17 protein-coding genes are annotated in these 18,768 nt (G+C 39.2%); 1 reads left to right on the top strand and 16 read right to left on the bottom strand.

Annotation, left to right across the window (positions count from 1 at the left end):
• Positions 1 to 98 precede the first annotated feature (98 nt).
• From FCL46_RS19820 to FCL46_RS19765, 12 genes are all read right to left on the bottom strand, one after another.
• Positions 99 to 368, bottom strand: coding sequence for a hypothetical protein (locus FCL46_RS19820; protein WP_136805855.1), 270 nt, complete (start codon positions 366 to 368; stop codon positions 99 to 101).
• 710 nt (positions 369 to 1,078) lie between these two features.
• Entirely contained in the window at positions 1,079 to 1,966 is an 888-nt protein-coding gene (locus FCL46_RS19815; protein ID WP_136805854.1) for a hypothetical protein, read from the bottom strand.
• Between the two features lie 451 nt (positions 1,967 to 2,417).
• Complete coding sequence (locus FCL46_RS19810; protein ID WP_136805849.1) at positions 2,418 to 3,959, bottom strand: transposase; 1,542 nt, start codon at positions 3,957 to 3,959, stop codon at positions 2,418 to 2,420.
• Positions 3,960 to 4,528: 569 nt separating this feature from the next.
• Positions 4,529 to 5,215 carry a hypothetical protein gene (locus FCL46_RS19805; RefSeq protein WP_136805853.1) on the bottom strand — a complete coding sequence of 229 codons (687 nt, stop codon included), beginning with the start codon at positions 5,213 to 5,215 and terminating at the stop codon, positions 4,529 to 4,531.
• A 140-nt stretch (positions 5,216 to 5,355) separates the two neighbouring features.
• The gene (locus tag FCL46_RS19800) at positions 5,356 to 6,081 is read right to left on the bottom strand and encodes a hypothetical protein (protein WP_136805852.1); all 726 of its coding nucleotides are present in this window, start codon (positions 6,079 to 6,081) and stop codon (positions 5,356 to 5,358) included.
• A gap of 95 nt (positions 6,082 to 6,176) precedes the next feature.
• Positions 6,177 to 6,518 carry a hypothetical protein gene (locus FCL46_RS19795; protein WP_136805851.1) on the bottom strand — a complete coding sequence of 114 codons (342 nt, stop codon included), beginning with the start codon at positions 6,516 to 6,518 and terminating at the stop codon, positions 6,177 to 6,179.
• Positions 6,519 to 6,743: 225 nt separating this feature from the next.
• Positions 6,744 to 7,229, bottom strand: a complete 486-nt coding sequence (locus FCL46_RS19790) for a hypothetical protein (protein WP_136805850.1) — start codon at positions 7,227 to 7,229, stop codon at positions 6,744 to 6,746.
• A 208-nt stretch (positions 7,230 to 7,437) separates the two neighbouring features.
• On the bottom strand, positions 7,438 to 8,979 hold the full coding sequence (locus FCL46_RS19785) for a transposase (protein WP_136805849.1): 1,542 nt from the start codon (positions 8,977 to 8,979) through the stop codon (positions 7,438 to 7,440).
• A 693-nt stretch (positions 8,980 to 9,672) separates the two neighbouring features.
• Positions 9,673 to 10,035, bottom strand: coding sequence for a hypothetical protein (locus FCL46_RS19780; protein WP_136805848.1), 363 nt, complete (start codon positions 10,033 to 10,035; stop codon positions 9,673 to 9,675).
• A gap of 193 nt (positions 10,036 to 10,228) precedes the next feature.
• Entirely contained in the window at positions 10,229 to 10,786 is a 558-nt protein-coding gene (locus FCL46_RS19775) for a hypothetical protein (RefSeq protein ID WP_136805847.1), read from the bottom strand.
• A gap of 439 nt (positions 10,787 to 11,225) precedes the next feature.
• Entirely contained in the window at positions 11,226 to 12,398 is a 1,173-nt protein-coding gene (locus FCL46_RS19770) for an IS91 family transposase (protein ID WP_136805846.1), read from the bottom strand.
• Positions 12,399 to 13,366: 968 nt separating this feature from the next.
• The gene (locus FCL46_RS19765) at positions 13,367 to 14,101 is read right to left on the bottom strand and encodes a spondin domain-containing protein (protein ID WP_136805845.1); all 735 of its coding nucleotides are present in this window, start codon (positions 14,099 to 14,101) and stop codon (positions 13,367 to 13,369) included.
• A gap of 401 nt (positions 14,102 to 14,502) precedes the next feature.
• On the opposite strand from FCL46_RS19765, the gene FCL46_RS19760 reads away from it, so the two are divergent.
• Entirely contained in the window at positions 14,503 to 15,285 is a 783-nt protein-coding gene (locus FCL46_RS19760; protein ID WP_136805844.1) for a sulfite exporter TauE/SafE family protein, read from the top strand.
• A 234-nt stretch (positions 15,286 to 15,519) separates the two neighbouring features.
• Here the strand turns inward: FCL46_RS19760 and FCL46_RS19755 are convergent, their stop codons facing one another.
• Genes FCL46_RS19755 through FCL46_RS19740 form a run of 4 tightly spaced genes read right to left on the bottom strand, consistent with a single transcriptional unit; the run spans position 15,520 to position 18,760 of the window.
• On the bottom strand, positions 15,520 to 15,888 hold the full coding sequence (locus tag FCL46_RS19755; protein ID WP_136805843.1) for a cupin domain-containing protein: 369 nt from the start codon (positions 15,886 to 15,888) through the stop codon (positions 15,520 to 15,522).
• A 40-nt stretch (positions 15,889 to 15,928) separates the two neighbouring features.
• On the bottom strand, positions 15,929 to 17,047 hold the full coding sequence (locus FCL46_RS19750) for an NAD(P)/FAD-dependent oxidoreductase (protein WP_136805842.1): 1,119 nt from the start codon (positions 17,045 to 17,047) through the stop codon (positions 15,929 to 15,931).
• Positions 17,037 to 18,446, bottom strand: a complete 1,410-nt coding sequence (locus FCL46_RS19745) for an FAD-dependent oxidoreductase (RefSeq protein WP_136805841.1) — start codon at positions 18,444 to 18,446, stop codon at positions 17,037 to 17,039. Before FCL46_RS19745 ends, FCL46_RS19750 begins: the two co-directional genes overlap by 11 nt.
• Positions 18,443 to 18,760 (bottom strand): (2Fe-2S)-binding protein, encoded by a 318-nt coding sequence (locus tag FCL46_RS19740; RefSeq protein WP_136805840.1) that lies wholly within the window; start codon positions 18,758 to 18,760, stop codon positions 18,443 to 18,445. Before FCL46_RS19740 ends, FCL46_RS19745 begins: the two co-directional genes overlap by 4 nt.
• Positions 18,761 to 18,768 lie beyond the last annotated feature (8 nt).

Genomic DNA, 18,768 nt, shown 5'->3' with positions numbered 1-18,768 from the left:
TCACAGCTTGATATAGAAATTTAACATTTACCCAGAATTTTATAAATGCCTTGGCCTTTTGCCGTCCCTCTTGAATGATTTGTTATCTGAATTTTGATTTATTTTCTTTTTCGTTTCTTTAGTTCTTTTCCATATTTTTTAATCTTTTCTGATATCTCATATGAATCATCACTGCTTAGAACACGTTTGGCCTCAGGATTAAGGCCATGCTTTGGTGGTGGATCCCACAAACCAACAAATAGAAATAATAAAATACCGCCAATCAATAATGTTAATTCAATATTTTTATCGAATACGATCTGTATTGTTACAATTACACATAATGAAATAAGTATAATCGTAATGATTTTAAACTTGTTACTTTTCATTTATTGAGCAAAGATAACGTGGAGTTAAGGGGCGCCAAAAGTTTCTAGAATATCGCTACTTGATATAGAGAAATTCCATTAAAGGTTGAGTGTTGAAAATGCCGTAACCTTTTGGGGTCCCTCTTGAACGCTTTGTTAAATTTTTATAATATATTTCTTAACAATGTTTTTTATGATTTTATGATGAGTTTTAATTCAACTAAATATTATTATAAGCTTTAGTACCACCACCAAGTTTTGATGATCTTTGATGCTTTAAAATATAGAATATTTGATATTATAAATGTAATAATTGTTACCCACCCTGATATAGTCGTAAAAATTCGATGTGGTTCAAATATGCCAAATATCTGTGAACTCCATTGGCCTGAAAATAATGCAAATATACTAACTGCCATTGAGACAGATGCGAAAAAATACATAGACATTTTCAGATTGAAAAAATCCTTTCGCTCTCTACTACAAGATGGACATATGACTGCTTCTTCATGCATTTTTCCTTTACACCAATCACAATTCATTATTTGTACCTATTAATTTAACGTGGAGCTAACAGGTTGCTGGCACCCGTGAATTATCCAAAATCTTAGATCTTTTGGTAAACCACAAAAGGTTTTAAGAACGGATTCGTAGCCTGACAGCAATCCTTGTTGAGCAATTTGTTATACTAATATACAAAACCTTTGAAATCTTCTATTAGGGTTTATATTTTATAGACTACTATATGCGATCTCGAAAACACTCTTAACTCTATCACGTAATATCTCCACAAATTTCGCATCAGCCAAATAATCTTTATCTAACTGATATTCTAGCGTTTTCAAGGGAGGGGTGTCGACAATGTAAGTAATACCCCCTGTGTATGAATATTTAACTCTTGGACCTTTTATTGTAAACAACTGTTTGCTTTGACTATTTTTTGAAGCAATGAAATAGATATACGGATGTTCACTTAATATTCCTTTACTTATTATACGACTATTAACGAATATAGAGATATTTATATCATTTGCGAATGTTGACTCAATAATTTTGATTTTTCTATTTCCTGAAAATCGTAATGTATTAAAAAAATCATCAACATATATTTCTGTATCCTTAATTATATGTTGTTTTGAAAGATGATTTGCATTTTCGATAAATAGCTTTTGAATAAATTCCAGCATTATAGCCAAGTTTGGCAAAGACCTATCAGACACCTCCATCATATTAGAATGCTCAACTTGAATTTGGTTATTTGTTATGCTAATACGGTTTAAAAAATTTACTGCCCATTCTTCTGCACTTTCTTCATCAGAGGTAAACTTAGCTTGATGTTGCTTTTTGATAGAGTCTATTAGACTTTTTTGGTCAGCAAGACAATCATTAGAAATCTCCAACATTAATTTTTGACCAAAATCTGTCAATATTGCTGAATTTTCTAGACTGATTTTTCTAATTTCTTCCGAAAGTGATTTGTTAGCAAGGCCTAAAGCGTTGTTTTTCTCTACAAGGACATGGTTGGCATTGGATGATTTTACTAAATCGCTATGTGATTTTTTTGATTCGGATTTAAGGCTGGTGCTAATTTTATGATCCTTGTATGTTAGAAACCCCATTGATATTACACAAAGGAACCATATAAACAAGAACATGTAAGTTGATACTGCCTTGTTTTTTATCAAAAACCTATCATCTTTGCAAAGAATAGGTATTAATGGCAGTAAGGAAAAACATATTTGAATTAATATTTTAAATGTGAGCATTAGGATTAATTGTATAATTGAATGTTTATCAGATATTTTGCAGATACAATTCCAATAATTCCTTACCTGGTTTTTCAGCTTCCTTAAATCATTAAATTACATAGAAATGTATAACGAGGCTGTAGAAAAAGCCAATTTTCATATTTAAAAGCAGAAAATATCACACAAGAGAGCTTAGAATATATTCTTTAAGCGTTATCTCGGAGCTATCTTGTAATTAGATTCTCTGCCTCAAACAAACATTCCAGGTAACTCTTTGAAGAATTGAACCTTTTACCATATCCTACATTACGTTTCTTACAACTTATGCGAAAGATCCGCCATAGTTATGAAGTTTTTTAATGTTATGTACAATGCAGAAAAGGTTCCATTGAGAGTTGACTTTCTCCTTCCCTCGTAAGGAGAAACGATCCAATCTCAGATTTGAGCGAATATTACCGAAAGGCGGTTCACCTACTGCTAGTCGCATACCGTAGATAGCTCTTCCAAGTTCAGTATCGATTTTGGCTTTCATTTTTTCTGTGTAACTTGATGAATTATTGCTGATTTTGCCTAATAGATAGGATACCTGTCTAGCTTCTGTAACAGCCGGTTTTCTCAAACACTGTCCCCGCATGGTACATGGTCCACATGAAGCCTTGGTACCTTTGAATTTATATGCACGGTAGTGCTTTATTTTGGCATTGTTACCATTTCTATACAAGCGTTGACCTGCAGGGCAGATGCAGTGACTTAGGTCTTTTGCAAAATGAAAGTCATCAGGGGTAAATTTCTTTTTTTGAGACGTCTTCTTGTTGCTTACTTTATCTTTATGGTGATCCCTGTTAGCAAAGCGTGGATCGCGACTGCGAAACTTATTATCTGGAATATAGGCGTCAATATTCTCTGCGTAGATAAATGACAAATTATCTTCAGAGTGGTAGCCGTTGTCAGCTGTTAATCTGACTCCTGAAAAAATGTCTCCCTGGTAACCTATGGCTGTAAAGTTTGCTCGGATGTCCTCAACTGTCGGCCGAAGAAGGTCCTGTTCGTAACCTTGACCAAACGCTTCTGCATTAATAATTACCTGGTACTTGCTATCCACTGCTGCAACACCAACATAACCTTGAGTTACACCTTTTGAGGTATGCATTTTCGCAGATTCGTTATCGGTAATGTTACTTTTAACAGGCTTTCCTGATAGACCAATCTTTTCCTCGTTGCTTTCCAGAAAGATCGATATTTTGGCTACATCCCTTCTTAGAGATTTGAGATATTTTTCATCAGATTCCTGACAGAACGTATTGCTTTTTGATCCGTCCTGCTGTGTATGCTTATCAACGATTCGTTCAATGGCTATCTGAAGCTTTTCCTTCTTTTTGCGTAATTCCTTGATAGTCCCACTCCATTCCTTAGATGCATTGCTTGGTAATTTACAGCCATCTATGGCAAACATTTCTCTACCGATTAGGTCTCTGTTGAGGCATACAAGCAAAACCTGCAGGAATAGGTCTTTGATCTCTTCATGGGAACCGGAAACGAATCTGGCTATTGTTGTGTAATGAGGTCTGGAGTTGGCAGACATCGCCATGAAGAGGGTGTTGTATTGACAGAATTCTGCAATCACTCGACTGGAAGTAACACCCCTGGAATATGCAAGAAATATGATCTTTAACAGGACACGGGGATCGTAGGCAGAAGCTCCTGTTTCTTCATTTCTGTATCTTGAATAAAATGCGGAAAGATCAAGGGCCTCATCAATAAGAATTTTGAGTGTGTATTCAAAGGTCCCTTTCTGTATTTGTTGGCAAAGAAAGATTGGAGAGAATATTCCCTGAGGATAAGAAGTTGGCTTGAATTTAGGCATGATAACAGATATTTGCTTAGGTTAAGGGGTCATCAGCTAAAAGATGACTCCATTTTACACCTAAATGCCTGTTTTTACTAGTGCAAATATCTTTTTCTACAGCTTCAACGTGAAGTTAAGGGGCGCCAAAGGTTTCTAGTAAATCACTACTTGAAATAGAGAATTACCATTAACTGTTAAATATTATAAATGCCGCGACCTTTTGGCGTCCCTCTTGAACGCTTTGTTAACTATTTTTTTTATTTTAATTCTAGTAATACCAATAATAAACAAACCTATTGCAGTATAGCTAGTACCCCAAAAAATAGAATCTAGGCTAAATATTCTTCCGTCAGGGCCTCCCAAGAAGCATAGCACTCCCCACAAGCAGAATAGAGTTCCTATTGTTAGTAAGATGAACTTTAATATCTTTAATATATAATTCATTTCTTCAATAACAATTTCAGAGAGGTAGTTGTTTAGCTTTTTTATAAATTATTTATTCATCATGCCGCATCAGCGGCATTAAAGTTAACGTTTTAATAACCGGCCCGCGCTGTTTGCGGGTCCGCGTTTATTTTCTTGTTAAGCTAATTTTTATTTTCGTTTTGGATTGTAGAAATTGTTTCACCAAAAGAAGGATTGTACTTTTTCGCCTCGCTCAGAGGAACTGTTGGAATGTTTACAACCTCATAGTGTTTTTTTCCAAGGCTATCTTCAATTTTTATTTTCACCTTTGTCCTATTTTTCGAAGACATAGGCTTAAAAGAACCCCATGAATCACCTTGTTCGAAGTAAGCTACACCGTTAGTACTTTTACCGACCTCTAAATATGTTTCAGCAGTTTGGAAAGTAATTGAATTACCCTGTATTAATGATGGGTAGACTTTAACTTTACCTGAGAATGAATATTGAAATGGTTCAAAGGTGATATATTGATCATTAAGCCAGAACCAAAAGAACCGATACTTAATATGGTTCATATGGTAAGCAACAGATATTTTCTCAATATTTGCAGGCTGATGACCTTTGTTGATAACATTTAGATAAAGTGAGATAGCTGTGCGCTGGACCTCATGATTATTAAACTTGAAGCCTAAATTAAATGTCGTGGCAAGTGTAGGTCCATCTATAACTGAAATTTTGAAATCTGGCTTTTTCTTGGTAGATTTAATCACCCAGACTACAAAGCCAACTACTAGAGTAGCTATAAAAATTAAAATACTTACAAAGCCAGCATTATGGTTACACCATTGTATTATATAATTTATGTTCATTTTGGTGTTGTAAGCTTAACGTTGCGATAACCGGCCGCAAAATGCGATAGGTTAACACTGAATTTTTATTGATTTATATGCGTACGAAATAACTTTCAAAGCCGCTATGTTTTGCGGTCCGTGTTTATTGGCTGGTTAGATTATATTTTTGACTTTTTAGCACTTTCTACGGCATTTATAAAATGAGGAACTAATGATTGAACTAAATCAAGTGCTTTGTTCATTGATAATTCAATGTCATCAACTGAATTATAGCCATTACAGTAATGTGATTGGTGTGAAGCAAAAAATGTTGAAACATCAATGCAGAATTTTGGTTGCTCAAAACCAATCATAATGCTGATAGAACTACGCCAAGAACCAGTATCAGCTATTATATAGATTTTATTTTCTCCAACTACTTTTGAGTAACCAATTGAACCAAAAGCCTTATTGTCTAATTTGCAGTCTTGATTTCTGTTTTTTATAACTGTTTTTACACACTTATTAATTTCGTTCTTTTTTAAAGAACTTTCAACAGTACCGCCTTTATAGAACAAGTGTTTCAAATTGGAATCAAGCCATTGATAATACTCGTTTCTAGTTTCTGCATTTTCTGGGTATCTCTTATCAAATGGTAGACCGCTGTGACCAAGTAATTTCCTTTCACAAAAGAATTTCCCATAAGCTATTAACGACTTTAGGTAACGTGATTTTAGATCACTCGGTATCTGAGACTCATATTTACAGTAGAGATAAAAGTTCCTTGAAGCCTCTTCATGTATAGGGGTATTACTATATTTAGCATTTCTGGTTAAAATACCTTCAATCAAACAACCTAAATTAATTGATATTTCTTTTCTTAATAAGGTTTCATTTTCATCCATAGTTTTCATAAGGAATCTAACGTGGATATAACCGGCGCGCGCTGTTTGCGCGTCCGTGTTTATAGGTTTGTTGTGCGATTATATCATTCTGTATTTTATTGTTCTTTATAAAAGCCATTTAATGGCTCCATGTCGATTTTGCATTTCTGACATTTAGGCATTTTATTAATGTGTAGTTCAACCATTTCTTCACATTTGGGGCAAATCGCAAATTCTTTCTCTTTCAATTTGAACGAATACCATATGAATAATAAACCGTTGACGATAAAAACTAGTGCAACAGGATATTTAAATTCACCATAGGATATGAACATGCCGCTTTTTTTCCACTCAAACCCTCCTTGAGTAATCTTGTAACCTGCCCAGCAGCTAGCTGTGCCGCCCAAGAAAAACATAATTTTCTGAACGAGGATGGAGGTTTTATCAATACTAAACATTCATATTCAACGAAGATTGGAAGTTTTGGGTAAACAATACATATAATTATTATTACTTAGATCTTGTATGTCCTGTTCTTTTTTTGCACAACGTGGAGCTAACAGGTTGCTGGCACCCGTGAATTACGCGACAAAGAATAAACTTTAGCATAAAACAATAGGTTTTAAGAACGATTCGCTAGCCTGACAGCAATCCTTGTTGAGCGTTTTGTTACACGATTTTATTTATTTATATTTAACAGCATATTTTTCACAAAGCGAAATAACTTTTTCGTATATGCCTTTGTTTTTTAGATCTGATACTCTAAACCAAAAGGTAGGACAATGGTCACTACTGATTCTCAACCAACCAGCTTGCTCGTCCCAAACCTTTGCATACTCCCAGTCTAAATTTACTTTTAGATGACTGGCATAAACCCATAACTGTTTTTCATTAATTCCATAGGTTAGTTCTTCTTTAATGTACTTCACTTCACTAAATATTGAGTGGATACCAAGTTTTAATAATCTAGGTGCAAAAAACCTTATGCAAGAAAAAAGCAGCAGTGATACGCCTAAAACTATTGTGTACTTTGAATACAACATGCAAACTGCTATTAGAATAAATAGAGCATACCTCAAATTCTTTGAGTCTTTTTTGAACAATGAATTTAAATCAGTATATGTTTTTTCATCAAATTGAAACTTATGTTCAAACGAAAATGGTTCCATATAGGTTTTAATGTGTAACGAGGCTGTAGAAAAAGCCAATTTTCATATTTAAAAGCAGAAAATATCACACAAGAGAGCTTAGAATATATTCTTTAAGCGTTATCTCGGAGCTATCTTGTAATTAGATTCTCTGCCTCAAACAAACATTCCAGGTAACTCTTTGAAGAATTGAACCTTTTACCATATCCTACATTACGTTTCTTACAACTTATGCGAAAGATCCGCCATAGTTATGAAGTTTTTTAATGTTATGTACAATGCAGAAAAGGTTCCATTGAGAGTTGACTTTCTCCTTCCCTCGTAAGGAGAAACGATCCAATCTCAGATTTGAGCGAATATTACCGAAAGGCGGTTCACCTACTGCTAGTCGCATACCGTAGATAGCTCTTCCAAGTTCAGTATCGATTTTGGCTTTCATTTTTTCTGTGTAACTTGATGAATTATTGCTGATTTTGCCTAATAGATAGGATACCTGTCTAGCTTCTGTAACAGCCGGTTTTCTCAAACACTGTCCCCGCATGGTACATGGTCCACATGAAGCCTTGGTACCTTTGAATTTATATGCACGGTAGTGCTTTATTTTGGCATTGTTACCATTTCTATACAAGCGTTGACCTGCAGGGCAGATGCAGTGACTTAGGTCTTTTGCAAAATGAAAGTCATCAGGGGTAAATTTCTTTTTTTGAGACGTCTTCTTGTTGCTTACTTTATCTTTATGGTGATCCCTGTTAGCAAAGCGTGGATCGCGACTGCGAAACTTATTATCTGGAATATAGGCGTCAATATTCTCTGCGTAGATAAATGACAAATTATCTTCAGAGTGGTAGCCGTTGTCAGCTGTTAATCTGACTCCTGAAAAAATGTCTCCCTGGTAACCTATGGCTGTAAAGTTTGCTCGGATGTCCTCAACTGTCGGCCGAAGAAGGTCCTGTTCGTAACCTTGACCAAACGCTTCTGCATTAATAATTACCTGGTACTTGCTATCCACTGCTGCAACACCAACATAACCTTGAGTTACACCTTTTGAGGTATGCATTTTCGCAGATTCGTTATCGGTAATGTTACTTTTAACAGGCTTTCCTGATAGACCAATCTTTTCCTCGTTGCTTTCCAGAAAGATCGATATTTTGGCTACATCCCTTCTTAGAGATTTGAGATATTTTTCATCAGATTCCTGACAGAACGTATTGCTTTTTGATCCGTCCTGCTGTGTATGCTTATCAACGATTCGTTCAATGGCTATCTGAAGCTTTTCCTTCTTTTTGCGTAATTCCTTGATAGTCCCACTCCATTCCTTAGATGCATTGCTTGGTAATTTACAGCCATCTATGGCAAACATTTCTCTACCGATTAGGTCTCTGTTGAGGCATACAAGCAAAACCTGCAGGAATAGGTCTTTGATCTCTTCATGGGAACCGGAAACGAATCTGGCTATTGTTGTGTAATGAGGTCTGGAGTTGGCAGACATCGCCATGAAGAGGGTGTTGTATTGACAGAATTCTGCAATCACTCGACTGGAAGTAACACCCCTGGAATATGCAAGAAATATGATCTTTAACAGGACACGGGGATCGTAGGCAGAAGCTCCTGTTTCTTCATTTCTGTATCTTGAATAAAATGCGGAAAGATCAAGGGCCTCATCAATAAGAATTTTGAGTGTGTATTCAAAGGTCCCTTTCTGTATTTGTTGGCAAAGAAAGATTGGAGAGAATATTCCCTGAGGATAAGAAGTTGGCTTGAATTTAGGCATGATAACAGATATTTGCTTAGGTTAAGGGGTCATCAGCTAAAAGATGACTCCATTTTACACCTAAATGCCTGTTTTTACTAGTGCAAATATCTTTTTCTACAGCTTCAACGTGGAGTTAAGGGGCGCCAAAAGTTTCTAGTATATCGCTACTTGATATAGAGAAATACTATTAAGGGTTGAGTATTGAAAATACCGTAACCTTTTGGTGTCCCTCTTGAACGTTTGGTTAACTCTATTTTATATTTCTTTTATATAGTTTCCATAATGAGTAAGCGGAAGCAGATAACGCAATCATACCGGATGTAAGCAATGAGTTTTTTATTGTTATTATTCCTTCATTAAACTCAGAAGAACCTTTTATGTAACGAATCCCTTCAACGGATATTGAATCAAAACTTTCGACATTTAAATAGAAATATATGTTGAATCCAATTGCTAATATTGAAATGATAGCGAATAAATAATAACACCAAGTTGGAATGTGGAACAAAGCTTTTAATGTTGAGTTCAAAATATTATTACTTCTAAAGTAAATGTGTTTTTTATCAAGGGATTAGCCCTTTAAAAGTTAACATGAAGTTAACGGGCTGCTGTAACCCGTGATATTTCAAAATAGCAAATAGCTCAATTAAGTAATAAGGTTTTAAGAACGATTCGCTGGCCTTACAGCAGTCCGGTTGAACGCCTGGTTATTCAAAATTTAATATTATCAAACACTTCAGTAATTAAACTATTTAAAAGTTCTTCTCCTGCAAGGAGTGGGGCTAATGCATCAATCATGAAATCTTTTTTTTGTTCATAACTTTTAATTAACTTGAAATCCCGACCTAGAAGAGATTTTTTTAAATTTGTTAATTTCTTTGGGTGGTTTTCAGCTTGTCGCCATTCGAGCCATTTTTCACCTTCGATAACTGATAACTCCTCAATCACTTGATTTGCAATTTTTGCAGCGATTGGACTAGCGACTATATCAAGGTCATCTGGGTTGGCAGAGAACTTTGCTTCTAGTAAGCATCGATGAAGTGCTATTAATTCATATTTATTTTCAATTATCATTGCTTAGATAAATTGGTATTTTGAGGATTTTATTTTTTACATGAATAACGTTTTGATAACCGGCCCGCGCTGTTTGCGGGTCCGTGTTTATTGACTGGTTAAATTAATGTTTATTTATTATACCTTGTGGCTGCCTTGTTTTCATTAAGGGGTGCGTTACATTACAGCGTAATTAGCACCAACGTTGAAGATATCACGATTCCCCATTGTTTAATGATATTTTTGCATGTTCAATTAACTTTTTAGCTAAGCCTTTTTCTAATTTACTTTCGAATGTTTTACCTACAGAGGTGAATGCTTGAACTCGTATTGTTTTTACTACTAGTTTTGGGCATTTGCTTAAAAAGTCGGTTACAAAACTATCTATCCAATCATTTTCATTTGAAGAATTGTGGAGTGGGATTAAATATTTTGCTTCTTGACCATCTTTAAGCTCAATAGGCATTGGACTTGAATACTGACTGGGATCTAGTTGCTGGATGGCATATCGTTTTTTTAATAGACCAACACGCCAACCTATATTTGTAATAGTTGCTTTGCGAAACCCTTGGTTAACCACATAAATTGAGCAGTAATCTTTTTGACCTTGAATGCCACCACCTATCATTACTCTATGACCAGCACTTACAGATAAATTTATCTTAGATTCACGGCGAGCTAAATATAATGAAGTAATAACTGCACTGATTGTACCAAGCGATGCTAACCATGTACCAATCAAGCTGAGTATTTTGAATTTTGTTTCATCCATAATGTTTACTACTTATCATGTCTAATAGTGGTGGTGATTGTTATTTGTGGCTCTTGTAGGGTGGATTCTGTTATTTTAAAATTTAACGTTGAGTTAACCAGCACCAAAAAGAATCTAAGATTCTCTTAATTGCTGCAAATTTCTTACATCTATTATCACGCTAAATTAAAGCCGCGATCTTTTGGTGTCTGCGTTGAACGCCTTGTTCGAAGTTTTATTAATCCTTCCACTGCTATGGGTAAAAGCACAGGCTTTCTCTCTATCAAATGACTTTTCTGTTGTCTGTGTTTTGTCATTTTGTGCGCTCGTCCATTTACTGTAATGGAAAGAGTGGTCTGTTGCACGTACATTGTTGCTTTTATTATGTATATTTATGGTAGAAAAACGCACTTTCCCTATGGATCCCGTCAAATCACACCTGCTTACTCCATATAGTCGATTAAGAACTATTGAATAATGGACTGTTTTGCAGAGTTATCAGGTGTCCCGTAGCTGTGATCATTTTCAACACCACCATGATTCCTGCTCCGCAATTCTTACAAATACATCCAGTCTGAGTCTTTTCTGCCGATTTTCCTGACTTTTTAGCACCTATTTGATTTATGATTTTTGCTACAGATTTTTCTGCAATTCCGTTTGCAAGGAAACCATAATGGCGAATCCTATGAAATTTCTCAGGCAATACATGCCATAGAAATCTCTGAAGAAAGTGGTGCGCATCTAGATGCATTATCTTCTTGCATCTGTTTTCCTTATAATCCCGATACGCAAAAGTAACTTTCCCTCCAGACATTGAGAGCAGTCTATTGTTGCTGATAGCGACCCTATGTGTGTATCTGCCAATGTATTTAATGACCTGATCTGCTTTTTTAAAGGGAGACTTGCAGTAGACAATCCAGTCTTTTTTAGTCAGGGACCTAAGAAATTTCTCTGAGTTCCAAGTCTTCTTTGATACTGACATCTCATCGGGCAACACAAAGTTATCTTTCTTGATTTCATCTTCTAAGTTCTTCATGAACTTGCCGCGAAAGACATCTGAGACAGCATGAACCGGAAAAAGGAATTTTCCATCATGCTTCGGTTTTATCCATTGCCCTTTATCTCCAATTGCACCTCCCGGAACGATAAAATGAACATGCGGATGATGCCATAAAGTCTGACCCCAAGTATGTAAAATACCAAAAAAGCCAATCTTGCCACCTAGCCATTTCGGGTCTGCGCCAAACTGTTTCAAAGTGGATGCCGCTGCATCAAACAGCAAATTATAGATCAGTTTCTTGTTATAAATGCCGAAGGGGAAAAGGCCGGCAGGAAGAGTGAATACGACGTGATAATAGGGGACAGGCAGGAGTTGATTAGTTCTTTTTTCTACCCATTGTCTTTGGGCTATTCCCTGGCATTTGGGACAGTGACGATCTCGACAGGAATTATAACTGATTTCTTTGTGGTTACATTCGGGACATTGATCCAGATGGTAACCCAATCGTTCTGTTCGGCAATATTGAATGGCACTCAAAACTCGCTTCTGTTTTGTAGATAGACTTCTCCCTTCGGAAAAACTATCTCCGTGGTTTCTTATTATACCTGCCAGTTCGAGTCCGTTTCGCCCCATAGAAAGGAATGATTTGAAATTTATTTCAGATTTGCACTGGGGGCGGTTGGTGCAACTGATTGTTTTTATTTGATTCTATCTTACTCGAACGTGTAATATACGACTAGTCGCATTTCGGGGAGAATTGACCTGTTTTTCGTCTTTTGACAGTTAGTCGAGGTCAACGGAGGATCTGTCACTAATCCCGATGAAGTCGCTTCTCTTAAATGTATGTCTCAGTAATGTTTCAATAATTCAATATAGTATCTTAATGAAATCATTGTTGCAAGGTGAATGCTTGAGATTTCAATGAGGTCGGAATAACTGAAATAGACCTTGATATACAACTAGTCGTATAACTGGCAATTCTGATATTTTCCTTACAGTTTTGTGTGCTTTTAGGGGGAAGTTTACTGAAATCAGAGGTTGGGATATCTGCAATAGCCCAAGATATACGACTAGTCGTAATAAGTCGCGATATTGAGATTATTTCATGAATAGTGATAGATAACAGTATGATTGGGAACACACATTTCGGGAAGATTTCCTTGAATTTCCTCTTTTTCCATATGGTAAGGACAATTTTATCGTCAATTGAGTTTAAGACAATTTAACAATACGTATCACGCAGTGGTAATTTCGGATGTTTTAGCGGTTATAATCGATATCATTTTTATTACAGAATATTGTTGTTGGGGGGAGGGTGATGATTGGTGGATACGACGTCCTGGTTTGTACTTTGTTCGTACTTTGTCCACGTATTAGAAATCGTCGTCGATTGATTGGATAGTGCCGTTTGTCCAACATATTTCCCAATGCAATTGAGATGTCTTGATGGTATCTGTCAGTCAACTGTTTACGTTTATGTTTTAATCCTGGGTAGATAACGGTTTTTAAGCTCAATTGTTGATAGACCGTTATCTACCCAGAATGATTGTCTCAGTTGAAAGTCGTCCGTTTTCAATGCAGCAAGGAACTACATGGGCTCATCAATCGCGAAATTGTTTAAAACTCACCTCTAAAACAACTTCAGCAACAGGATTCAACCAACGATGAATGGTACTGTCTAAATCGCTTATTCCTCCTGTGGAGTCTGTATCGCCCACAACTCCGCGATGTATATGAACTGTTGCATTTGCATCTGCATCAGCGACACCGGTGCCATTGTTTCCGCCATCCCCACCGGGTGCGGCAGGGATTCCTGGGATGCCGGGAGCTCCACCACCTGTAATCTGTTCGTCATTGGCTTCGGTTCCTGCATCATATCCATAGAGGTGATAGCGATACGTTCCTGGGACACGTGGAATACGGAGTGAATTGAGTCCTACAAAACCATCATTTGTTGGGAGCATCATTGCTACTAGCGATAGATATGTATTTCGGGTTCGTGTTGTATCTAAGTAGATATCAGTGACCATTTCTCCTGGTCCCAGTAGACCCGCAGCAGGGTTTACTGCTGTGTCGCTGTCTTCTCCTCCAACAAGTTCAGTGAGTGAGTCAATATTTCCTCCTTCAGCCATTGCCTGCAAAGCTGGAGAAGCTCCGTAACCGACTTCAAAAAGGATCGTGTCACCATCGTGGGCTGTGACAAGTAATGGTGTAAAATATATTCCGTTAGTCAGATTTTTAACTGTGACGTTAACCCGTGCTGCCATAGCTTGTCCAATTGTCAGGAATGTTCCTGCAAGAGCTATTACCAGCGTTTTTGTCAGAAAATGTGTCATGATTTTCACCCCATTGATACATGATTAGTAATGATGAGCAGGTTAGTGAATAATTAAAATTCACAGTGCCTGCCCTGACTCTGTATCGAAGTTAATCACGGTTTTATTGGGTTAGATGAAGGTGAAGTGAAGATTATATGAAGATTATGTAAAGAGAATCTAGTGTCTCCTGCCTTGATAATTCAATGTCCCGATTGCTCTGCGTGTATACCTAGCATCTGTTCATTATAGATATGAACTATCAACCATCTACTTGAAAACCAGGTCGTTTAAATTGCCGGTTTAAATGAAATATTGTATATTTGTTTCAGACATTACAGATATATCAGATATCAGTGAGTGGCGTGGTGTTTGCTGCTTTTATCCTTCATCTCAAATACTGAACGTCACCTGGAGCAAGAGTGAATCTCTCATTTTTTAATAGTGCACTAAGTAGTCTGTCAACATCTCAGATCTGTATTGCAGGTGCAGTGTTATTCCTCGCTTCAATTATTCGAGGTCTTACCGGTTTTGGTTTTTCTGCAATTCTTGTTACAGGCTTAACGTTCATTCTGCCTCCGGCTACAACCGTTGTGATGGCCTTGTTGTTGGAAATTACTGCAAGTGCACATTTGCTTAGATCTGTATGGCGATCTATTGACTGGATGCTGGTTGCTTCTTTGGGAGTAGGGATCAGCTTTGGGACACCGATAGGTATGTCGCTGCTAGCTTTGCTTGACCCGCAATTAATGCGATTGCTTATCTCATGTCTGGTGCTGGTGTTTGCTCTGCTCATCCTGCGTGGCTTTTGCTACAAAGGTCCCCAGACATTTTCGGTACATGCAGGGCTTGGTTTTGTCTCTGGGGTATGTAACGGAACTGCAGCATTAGGAGGTTTGCCTGTTGTAACGTTTCTACTTTCAACAGGTATGAGTGTTGCTGTTACTCGGGCAACGCTCATTGCAATATTTTTCGGCACCGATGTTTATGCGCTTATATTTGCTGGAGGACATGGAATACTCGATAGCACTGTTATTGCTTATTCGATTCTCTCTTTACCGCTTTTGCTGGTTGGGGTAACAGTTGGAAAGAAACTGTTTCATGTAGCCAGGCCTGAGTTGTTTCGAAAGCTTTCGCTGATCCTGTTGCTTGGATTATCCTCAGTCGGAATTATTCGATCAATCAGTATCTATTTCTATAGTTGAATAGTTTACCAGAGAGTGGCTGCGATGGTGTTTTTTTGATTTGGGCAGGGGAGATTGAGCATCAAGAATATAGACTCTATTACAAGCCGTTGGAATGATAGCTGACACAGGGAATTGCGATCACGTTTAGATCGATAAAACAGGCCATAGAGCGAAACATCTAGGGGGACTCTATGACCTGTCAGGAGAACTCTATTATCAGAATTCTGTGGCTGCAAAACTGTAAAAAACAGATTACTCGCCGTCGAGATCCTTGGCGGATACAAAGATCTTCTTCGCGTAGTCTTCAACTATCCAGGTAACGCGGGTGCCTTTGGGCACAACAAACGAATCACCAACATTGAACGTGTGGGTAACACCACTGTCTTCTTCAACAATTTTCACACTGCCTTCAACGATGTAGCAGAACTCAAGTTTTGGGTGGTTATGCTCCCAGCTGCCTTTGGTACAATCCCAGGTGCCAACCTTAAAATTGTCAGAACTGTGCTGGAAATAAGTCAGGTTGTTGGCAAAAGGCTCACCTGATTTTGGGTTTACTTTTGGTTGAGAGGTTTTTGAAACCGGCTCTGATTTTTCGAGAACTACAATTTTTCCTTCAGACATATCGTATCTCCAGTTATGGATAATAGTATAATTTCAAGTGTTACGCTGCATCTTCAAAACGGTCAGGGCGGAAGTCTGTCAGCGGGATATCAGGAGTCTTGCCCAGAACAATCTGAGACATCACACGTCCCATCATTGGAGCGAGCTGAAAACCGTGTGCTGAGAAACCACAGACATGAAACAGTCCGGGAACCTTGGTGGATTCTCCAACCACAGGCACTTTGTCTTTGATACATCCCTCAAAGGCTGTCCAGCAGCGAATCATCTGTGCTTGCTTAAGACCTGGAAGAATCTCGGTCATAAGCTTGGATGCCTTTGCCATCTGCATCGGGTCGACCCAGATTTTCTCTTTCTCAAGATCACAAGGTGAACGGTAACCGCCACCCACAACAATCGTACCGTTCTTAGCTGCCATCAGGCCAAGCAGGCGACCTGTCAGGCCAAGAGAGGTGCCGTTAAGCATTCCCGGCATGCGGTCAGTAACCATCATGGTCGGTGCAGCTGCAAATACCGGAAGCGGATCACCAAGCATCTCAGAGAATCTTCCGGCCCATGCGCCGGTACCGTTAACCAGTGTTTCGCCTTCGTACTCTTTGCCGGAACTGGTACGTACCTTAAAGCCGCTGGAGGTGGTCTTTGCTTCTACAACACGGGTGTGAGAAAGAATAGTTACACCTGCATTTATTGCAGCTGTAGCGTATACTTTCGAGGTGAGCATCGGGTTGGCAAGACCATCGGTGTAGCATGCAAGGCCGCCCACGATATGATCGGAGACGTTTGGCGACATGCGCTTTACTTCTTCGAGATCTACGATAACCTCATGGTCATAGCCCATGCTTTTGAGAAGTTTCTCGCGCTTAACTAGAACTTCCATATCCGCATCACTTTCAGCGAGTCGAAGGCGTGGTGAAACAAAAAAACCACAGTCAGAACCAAGAGAAGATTCGTGATGATCCCACATTTTACGTGCTTCGACAGCAAAGGAGATCTCACGGACATCACGACCCTGGCAGCGTACACCACCGGAGTTATTACCGGAAGCATGTCGGCCGGGTACATCTTTTTCAAAAATTATGACCGATTTACCCGTGCGGGCAAGTTCAATGGCAGTGGCACAGCCCATGATACCGCCGCCCACTATCAATACATCAGCTTTCATCGGTTTCTCCCAGTTTTGCGTTGGCAAGTTCCTGCAGACTTACGGGTTTGATCGGTGGCCTCAAACGATGTGGTCTCGCCTTGTAAGGTGGGATGCCGGAGGTTTCTACAATCAGTTCGAGCACAGCAGAGCCGCACATGCGCCCCTGACATGGGCCCATGCCGCAGCGGATAATGGCCTTGATTTCGTTATGATCTGTGTATCCATCCTGCACGAGATCACGAATACGACCGGCGGTAACTCCTTCACAGCGACAGACAATGGTAGAGTCTGACATTGTGTAGAGAGTTTCCCGTGGTGCATAAAGTGCATCGATAAACGGACGAGGCAGCAGTTCCTGTTTCAGGTTTTCGCGAACCGGGGCAGCCTGCTCTTCATATTCAGCGTCACTTAAGCGATGGAGTTCCTTAGCGATGGTAAGACCGGTAAGCTGGCCCTTATATTCAGCGGATTTGGCGCCATGAACAAACTGGCCGTCACCTGCAACAAACACATTCGGAAAGTTGGTGCGTCCTTCTTCACTCACATCAGGATGCCAGAAGCGCTGAACCGGATCCCATGTGTGGTCAACACCAACCTGGCGAAGAAGTGAGGTGTTCGGGATTATTCCTTCGTTAACGAGCAGGGTGGTAGCTTCAAAAGAAATCTCTTTGCTGCCGCACCTGGCTTTTACGCTTTCAAGTCGATCTTTACCAACAGCCCGCAGATCGGTAACATTTCTGTGAATCGGCACTTTTCTCTTCATGGCGGTGATATGAACATCGGCAATCATCTTGACGCCTTTCATCATATATCCGAAACGTTGTAACGCCATTGGGAGATGCTTCATCGCCGGGAAAATCTGACCAAGCGGAGTTGTATCAAGAATTGCCTTAACCGGTGCATCGAGCGTGAAAAGATGCTCTGCAATAAGCCAGAGCAAAGGGCCGCTGCCTGCTAGAACTACAGGCTCAACCGGTGAAAGGCTCGAATCCTTAAAAAGGTTGGACATACCGCCGCAGGTCATAACACCCGGCAGGGTCCAGCCGGGAAAAGGAACGGGGCGTTCCATGGCGCCGGTTGCCAGCACGAGATAGTCGGCACTGATTTTTCGTGATGCTCCACCATGAGAGAGGAACACATCGCCGTTAGATTCCGCCTGCCAGATTCTGGCCTGAGGAAGGTAATCGGGTGCCGCCTTTTTAAAGGTGTCAATGACGTCCATGCCATCGGTGTAATCTTTACCGAGGATGGTATGTTGTCGTGCTGAAGCCTTTGTGATGTTTCTATATATCTGGCCTCCGGGCGTTGCCTGTTCATCAACAATGGCTACTTGAAGCCCCTTGTCGGCCAGTTCGGCACTGCAGGCAAGACCGGCAGGGCCGGCGCCAATAACTATGGCATCATATCTATTCTTCATTTTATCTCATCAACCAGTGCATGCTGCCTTTTTACGTGCATGCCTTCATATACAGGTTCCAGGCACGCCTGGCGGTTAAGAAGGCCATCAATTTCAACCAGACACTCAAAGCAGACGCCCATGAGGCAATACGGAGAACGCTTGTCTCCTTCTGCTGCTGACTGGCAGATATGGTCGTCATCATGTCCAAGCAGAGCCGCTGCAACTGTAACTCCGGCAGGAACCTTGCGGGACTCACCTTCAAAGTTGATGGTTACGGTGTTGTCGTCTGCTGGAAGATTGTTCCAGGTAAATTTACTCTTGCCTATACTCATTAGTTACT

The organism is Desulfosediminicola flagellatus, assembly GCF_005116655.2.
Lineage (GTDB): Bacteria > Desulfobacterota > Desulfobulbia > Desulfobulbales > Desulfocapsaceae > Desulfopila > Desulfopila flagellata.
Note: the sequence above shows the minus strand (reverse complement) of the source record. Positions and strands in the feature narration are given on the sequence as shown.

Coding starts and splice junctions, on each gene's coding strand:
- FCL46_RS19820 (WP_136805855.1), bottom strand. CDS start 368: ATGAAAAGTAACAAGTTTAAAATCATTACGATTATACTTATTTCATTA.
- FCL46_RS19815 (WP_136805854.1), bottom strand. CDS start 1,966: ATGGGGTTTCTAACATACAAGGATCATAAAATTAGCACCAGCCTTAAA.
- FCL46_RS19810 (WP_136805849.1), bottom strand. CDS start 3,959: ATGCCTAAATTCAAGCCAACTTCTTATCCTCAGGGAATATTCTCTCCA.
- FCL46_RS19805 (WP_136805853.1), bottom strand. CDS start 5,215: ATGAACATAAATTATATAATACAATGGTGTAACCATAATGCTGGCTTT.
- FCL46_RS19800 (WP_136805852.1), bottom strand. CDS start 6,081: ATGGATGAAAATGAAACCTTATTAAGAAAAGAAATATCAATTAATTTA.
- FCL46_RS19795 (WP_136805851.1), bottom strand. CDS start 6,518: ATGTTTAGTATTGATAAAACCTCCATCCTCGTTCAGAAAATTATGTTT.
- FCL46_RS19790 (WP_136805850.1), bottom strand. CDS start 7,229: ATGGAACCATTTTCGTTTGAACATAAGTTTCAATTTGATGAAAAAACA.
- FCL46_RS19785 (WP_136805849.1), bottom strand. CDS start 8,979: ATGCCTAAATTCAAGCCAACTTCTTATCCTCAGGGAATATTCTCTCCA.
- FCL46_RS19780 (WP_136805848.1), bottom strand. CDS start 10,035: ATGATAATTGAAAATAAATATGAATTAATAGCACTTCATCGATGCTTA.
- FCL46_RS19775 (WP_136805847.1), bottom strand. CDS start 10,786: ATGGATGAAACAAAATTCAAAATACTCAGCTTGATTGGTACATGGTTA.
- FCL46_RS19770 (WP_136805846.1), bottom strand. CDS start 12,398: ATGGGGCGAAACGGACTCGAACTGGCAGGTATAATAAGAAACCACGGA.
- FCL46_RS19765 (WP_136805845.1), bottom strand. CDS start 14,101: ATGACACATTTTCTGACAAAAACGCTGGTAATAGCTCTTGCAGGAACA.
- FCL46_RS19755 (WP_136805843.1), bottom strand. CDS start 15,888: ATGTCTGAAGGAAAAATTGTAGTTCTCGAAAAATCAGAGCCGGTTTCA.
- FCL46_RS19750 (WP_136805842.1), bottom strand. CDS start 17,047: ATGAAAGCTGATGTATTGATAGTGGGCGGCGGTATCATGGGCTGTGCC.
- FCL46_RS19745 (WP_136805841.1), bottom strand. CDS start 18,446: ATGAAGAATAGATATGATGCCATAGTTATTGGCGCCGGCCCTGCCGGT.
- FCL46_RS19740 (WP_136805840.1), bottom strand. CDS start 18,760: ATGAGTATAGGCAAGAGTAAATTTACCTGGAACAATCTTCCAGCAGAC.